Source organism: Sodalis-like endosymbiont of Proechinophthirus fluctus (assembly GCF_001602625.1).
In the GTDB taxonomy this organism is placed as follows: domain Bacteria; phylum Pseudomonadota; class Gammaproteobacteria; order Enterobacterales; family Enterobacteriaceae.
Genome location: NZ_LECR01000090.1, coordinates 60,443 through 62,810, shown reverse-complemented (window position 1 = coordinate 62,810; position 2,368 = coordinate 60,443). Strand labels below are relative to the sequence as shown.

3 protein-coding genes are annotated in these 2,368 nt (G+C 53.2%); all 3 read right to left on the bottom strand.

What is annotated here, in order from left to right; genetic code table 11:
• Positions 1-228 precede the first annotated feature (228 nt).
• The 3 genes from BG74_RS14425 to BG74_RS19115 all read right to left on the bottom strand — a co-directional run bounded on the left by BG74_RS14425 (position 229) and on the right by BG74_RS19115 (position 1,202).
• Positions 229-441, bottom strand: a complete 213-nt coding sequence (locus BG74_RS14425) for a hypothetical protein (RefSeq protein WP_244267486.1) — start codon at positions 439-441, stop codon at positions 229-231.
• Between the two features lie 127 nt (positions 442-568).
• Positions 569-1,042 (bottom strand): hypothetical protein, encoded by a 474-nt coding sequence (locus BG74_RS14420; protein ID WP_187202843.1) that lies wholly within the window; start codon positions 1,040-1,042, stop codon positions 569-571.
• A 37-nt stretch (positions 1,043-1,079) separates the two neighbouring features.
• Positions 1,080-1,202, bottom strand: coding sequence for a hypothetical protein (locus BG74_RS19115; protein ID WP_256364259.1), 123 nt, complete (start codon positions 1,200-1,202; stop codon positions 1,080-1,082).
• Positions 1,203-2,368 lie beyond the last annotated feature (1,166 nt).

The following is a 2,368-nucleotide window of genomic DNA, read 5'->3' as shown; positions in this document are numbered from 1 at the left end:
CCAAGCGGCCATCTGGCAGGGCCTCGTCGGCGGATACTGCGACATCGCACAGCGAGGTGGTACCGTTAGCTGTGCAGTGCTGACCCATGCCGTCCCAGTTATCGGTCAGGGTAATCCCAGTGCGATTGGCGGGGTACCAGCGCGAAAACCAATTGTCTTCCTCGTTTAGCGCGCGGATTTTTCAGTACGTCGGTAAATAGCGCGCCGGTACAATAGTGCTTTGTCCTGTTAAGACGGATACCACTCCTCGCTATCGGACGTGAGGCGAGTGGTGATTTCCCCGCGAAACTGTCCACCGCGCTCTGCGGTGGCGGTGTTCTGGATCGATCCCCGATATGGCACCGGGGCCGGCAACTCGCGGGTACGGTATAGGGATTTCAGCGGTGCCGTCCATAGGTGGGAGCTCGGCAAGATTTCCACGATCTGCCCGCCGTACATCACCGCGATGCATGTGGCGATATCATAGGGTATGGATGATAAACAGAAGGGTCACCCAGTGCGCTATTGCAAGGATTGTAATAGCGCACTGGTATGCGCCTGCAGGTTGATATCCGGAGCCGAAACTAGTTCATCGCAGATAACCAACGCCGGTTCCGGCGCTAGCGCGCTGGCGATATTCAGCTGTTTCACTCGACAACTGATGGGGAAAGTGCGTCAACAGCGCCAGAATGGCGCCCATATGAATCGGCACCCTCTCTGCCTTCGCGATGGTGTGCTGCCGCCGTCGTCGGCGATAATCATCGAAAAGTCCTAGTCTTGTGGTTGAGGATAGAGGAAAACAGGTATGAGTCATGGTTTCCGCTACTTCTTCGGCGATCGCCTGCAGTTTATGGCGCACTATACTATGGAAAGCGAAAGCGTAAGCAGGTTGATGTCCTGTGGCTTCGTCGTGGGTAGAGACTCTCCGGAAAAGATGTAAACAGCCGAGCTCGTACACCTGAGTGCTATCGCCGGGGTGCAACAGAACCATGGTTGAGGCAGAATCGATTATTACTGGACCGGACAGCTCGGCGCCGGCGCACAGGATTCCACATTGGTACATGGGGCACGAGATATTGCCGTCTAGATAGACGTGCCGGTTAAGATTGCGCCGGCGTGATGATCTCAACGTCGTGATTGACGCGTTCGTTCACTTCCAAACGCAACTGTCTATCAATCAGGGGAATTCGTCGTGCAGACGATAGCGGTGGCGCTTCGTTCATTCACTCAGCTCCAAACAGGTCGCGAAAGCTGGCATTGGTGATAAGCCCGACCTAAGCGCCGTTGCACTGTACTAGAATATTGGTCGCCACCATGGTTTCGTGAATAAACACCTGGGTGTCGGCGAGCAGCGCCGACAGACTTAGCCTGTGTTCTTGGGCCAGCAGCGCCAACCCATCGTGCTGGATCTGTCGGCACAGAGGGAGTTTTCACGAAATATAATCACGCTGTGGGATTAAGAGTAATGACATCGGTAAATATACCGACCACATCCACCCCAATACACATTTTTACCTCATCCGGATTGTGATTGTCATTTAGAAAGACATCGCTGTAAATGACTAGTCAGGCATGTCAAGGCGGCTAATGACCGAACCGGAGGCACAGAAATAGGGTTTCAGGAAATCAATCGTGAAGAAAATGACATTTTATTGTATTTTCTATGGGTAATTAGTCGTGGTCATTGCGTGCTGAGGTACAAATATAGAAGGGTAGCAGGAGAGGTATTTTCCACTGTGAATGCTATCGTGCGTGGGTGCATAACTTGATTAGTCACAGTGTTGATCGTCATAGCGACGGCACGCGGACAGAGCGGGCCACACGCGTCGGCGTCGATGCGACAGGCATTAGCAGAGATGGTGATGTCGCGATATCCATAAGCCGTCGTTATCACCTCAAAAAGTTTTTTCTTATCTGGCTTTGCTGCCAATCGCGAGAGTCGCCTATGTCCGTTTCCGCCAGCGGCATGCTGGCCATACCTGCCCCCGATCATACTCATTTCGCGATGGCACCCACAATTTGCGGCTGCCGGGCGGGTAACTGTTTTATGCCCATCATTACACTTGAGAGGATGCAATGACGTTGAGAGGATGCAATGACGCAATTTGATAAAAGATTCAGCCAGTTGGCGACGGGCCACCACCCTATGGCAGGAAATCCGGCAAACTAGTAGTAATTTGGCTACGTTGGCCATCGGTCCGGAGCTACAACGACCGCGCAGTAGATTTTTCCCACGGTGATGGTGATGGTGATGTGGATGCCCTTACGTCAGAGCCCGGCAATTTTGACGATTTCGTTAACGGCGTCTCTATTTAGGTAGTAAACGGGCCTATACCGGAGGAATACCGTGGCGATGCGACGATCCGCGTACAGCTGGCCGACCGGCTGG